Origin of the sequence: Macellibacteroides sp. (assembly GCF_050251695.1) — a bacterium.
Lineage (GTDB): Bacteria > Bacteroidota > Bacteroidia > Bacteroidales > Tannerellaceae > Macellibacteroides > Macellibacteroides fermentans.
On the sequence record NZ_JBFWMI010000180.1, the window covers coordinates 1 to 3,044 of the forward strand.

The 3,044-nt window shown below is 43.2% G+C and carries 3 protein-coding genes and 2 tRNA genes; 4 read left to right on the forward strand and 1 reads right to left on the reverse strand.

The window, feature by feature from the left end; genetic code table 11:
- A partial coding sequence (locus AB7E53_RS14785; protein WP_446776565.1) for a discoidin domain-containing protein occupies positions 1-956 on the forward strand: 956 nt, incomplete at its 5' end.
- A 333-nt stretch (positions 957-1,289) separates the two neighbouring features.
- On the opposite strand, the gene AB7E53_RS14790 is transcribed toward AB7E53_RS14785, so the two are convergent.
- A tRNA-Phe gene (locus AB7E53_RS14790) sits at positions 1,290-1,362 on the reverse strand.
- 185 nt (positions 1,363-1,547) lie between these two features.
- Here AB7E53_RS14790 and AB7E53_RS14795 point away from each other — a divergent pair.
- The 3 genes from AB7E53_RS14795 to AB7E53_RS14805 form a co-directional block, all read left to right on the forward strand.
- Positions 1,548-1,620 (forward strand) — tRNA-Pro (locus tag AB7E53_RS14795).
- A 125-nt stretch (positions 1,621-1,745) separates the two neighbouring features.
- Positions 1,746-2,942, forward strand: a complete 1,197-nt coding sequence (locus AB7E53_RS14800; protein ID WP_446776566.1) for an NlpC/P60 family protein — start codon at positions 1,746-1,748, stop codon at positions 2,940-2,942.
- Between the two features lie 7 nt (positions 2,943-2,949).
- A partial coding sequence (locus AB7E53_RS14805; RefSeq protein WP_446776568.1) for a twin-arginine translocation signal domain-containing protein occupies positions 2,950-3,044 on the forward strand: 95 nt, incomplete at its 3' end.

Sequence of the window (3,044 nt, forward strand, 5' to 3'; positions counted from 1 at the left end):
ACTTTGATGAGGGTGATGCATGGCATACATCCTGGAGTGAAAAGGCTGTTCCTTTTAATATTATTATTAATCTAAACAGTGTAAATCACCTTGATAAAATGGAATATCTGCCCCGTACCGATGGTGGGAACGGAATATTGCTTACCGGAAGCATTTATACAAGTGTAGATCGTGAGAATTGGGTGAAGGCCGGTGATTTTAAATGGGACAGATCGTCGACCGTCAAGACATATACATTCGACAATCAGCCAGTTGCACAGTATGTAAAAATCGATGTTACAAGCGCTGTAGGTAATTATGGTTCAGGACGCGAATTGTATATCTTTAAAGTACCCGGATCAGAAAGCTACCGTCCCGGTGATATAAATGCCGACCGTCTTATTGATATGAACGATTTTACTTCATACCTCAATTACACAGGTCTCCGAATGGGTGATTCTGATTTTGAAGGCTATATCAGTAATGGAGATATAAACAAGAACGGACTTATTGATGCCTATGACATTTCAGTTCTTACAACCCAGCTGGGTGGTGGAGCCAAAGGTGCAGGCATGGATAAAATTGAAGGCAGTCTTAAGCTTACACCGTCCAGAAACATCTGCAAGGCCGGCGATAGGTTGGAAATACGGGTAAAGGGACGCGGACTTAAGAATGTAAATGCTCTTAGCTTTGCCATACCTTACAAATCGGATGATTTAGAATTTATCGGAGTTGAGCCTCTGGCAATGAAGGAAATGGAAAACATGAGTAATGATCGTCTGCATACAAATGAACAAAAGGCTCTATATCCCACCTTTGCAAACATTGGAGATAAACCTGTAATTACCAGCGATGCGGAACTCGACCTGTTTGTAATAAAATTCAAGGTCAAACGAGCATTCAACGCTGGCAGCCTGATTCCATCTGACGGAATGCTGATTGACAAAAACCTGAATGTGAAGCATGTGTCCTTTTAATCTGTAATATATATTAGATTATTATAATAGCCCGGGTGTGGTGATTGCTGTAAAAATCGCAATAATCGCATCCGGGCAATTATTTTATATCTTTCAATATTTCTTCCTCGTCCTTGCCTTCTTTATAATTGGCAATATGATCTGACATAAAACTCTAAAACAGTAAAAGTGATGAAATGAATACTCTCCAGAATATGTAAATTATATGCATAATATTAATCCCTCAACTTTTTAAGTTGATCCGTGATATTGAGGAGCCTACGCGGAAGGGGTCCTTGCAAACGGACATAAAAAAAGAAGCAGCTATCTGTTTGATAACTGCTTCTTTTTGAGTGGTGCCACCAGGAATCGAACCGGGGACACAAGGATTTTCAGTCCTTTGCTCTACCAACTGAGCTATGGCACCATCGTTTTCATTACGGGTGCAAAGGTAAGCGTTTTTTTTATATCTCCAAACTTTCTGTTAAAATAAATATATCTTTTTTTACATTAGCTTCGGGCGAAGGGAATTTAACTGCATAAGTAAAAATTTTAGTGCTAAATATTTGAAGTTTTGAAAATGTTTGTACCTTTGCAGCCGTATTGAATTAGCGGGATGTAGCACAGTTGGTAGCGCGCCACGTTCGGGACGTGGAGGTCGGAAGTTCGAGTCTTCTTATCCCGACTAATCTGAGGGTAATAAATTTGAAAGAGTTTATTACCCTTTTTTTATGCTCAAAAAGAGGTAAATTAATCTATTTTAATAACTTTGTTGAAATTTAAATTGATTTACTTCTAACTTTAGATCGTATGAATTATGTAAAATGTATATGCTTAGGGTTGGCGTCCTGCATATTTTATGCTTGCAGCATCTCTCCGGAACAGAAAAAAGAGATGGCTGAAGCAATGATTACTCTGATGTCTGATTCCATTGTCCCCGACAAGCGAACGGCTGTTTTTGATGTGGAGCCTGTGGTAACGGACAGTCAGCTTATCCTAAAAGGGGTTACCACCAGTAAGGAGGCAAAAGAAGCAACTCTCAATTTGTTTGCGCAATTTAAGTGGCAGGTGGCCGACAGTATCAGGCTTCTGCCCGACTCTGCTTCGGTGGGTTCCATTTACGGTATTGTAAATCATTCGGTGGTTCCCATGAATTCGAAACCGCGCTTCAGTTCGGAGATGTCTACCCAGGCCTTGCTCGGTATGCCGGTGCGTATCCTCCAAAAGGATTCGTGGCTGCGGGTGCAGATGGCCGACAATTATATAGCGTGGACCGTGGCGGGTTACATAAAACAGGTTAGCAGGGAGGTGTACAATGCCTGGATGACTTCCCCTAAGGTGATTTTTCTTTCGCATTATGGTACCGCTTACAGCAAACCGGATCTTACGTCTACACCCGTATCCGACCTGGTAAGCGGATGTATGCTTAAGCTGGAGGGAGTTGAAGGGGGCTTTTATAAGGTGAGCTATCCCGACGGACGGACGGGCTATGTGCGCACCAGCGAGGCAAAGCCTGTGGATGAATGGCTGAAAGGGATTAATCTATCGGCCGAAAGTCTGATCAATGCAGCCTACTCCCTTAACGGTACGCCTTACCTGTGGGGTGGCACCTCTTCCAAAGGGGTGGATTGCAGCGGGTTTATCAAGACGATTACATTTTTACACGGACTGATCTTGCAGAGGGATGCCTCGCAACAGGTTCACACGGGTATTCCCGTGGATATATCTGCCGGATATGATAATCTGCAGCCGGGGGATCTGTTGTTCTTTGGCGAAAAGGCAACCGCCGATAAGAATGAGCGTATCATCCATGTGGGGTTATATGTGGGCGACAAGACTTTTATTCATTCCATCAACAACGTACATACCGGCAGTTTCGATCCCGAAAGTGACCTGTACGACGATTATAACACGAAGCGTTTCCTCCGTGCCACCCGCATTTTGGGAGCGGTAGGAACGCAGGGGATCTCTACGATCCAATCCAATCCTTTTTACCAACCTCAATAAGTTTGTTATGGAAAAAGGAAGAAGAGATTTTATTAAGACCAGCGCACTTGCCCTTGCCGGCAGTGCCGCTGCGGTTCAATTTATACAAGCCGGCAACGGGAT

Excerpts from the sequence above, each read along its gene's own strand:
- AB7E53_RS14800 (WP_446776566.1), top strand. The coding sequence starts at position 1,746 with ATGAATTATGTAAAATGTATATGCTTAGGGTTGGCGTCCTGCATATTT.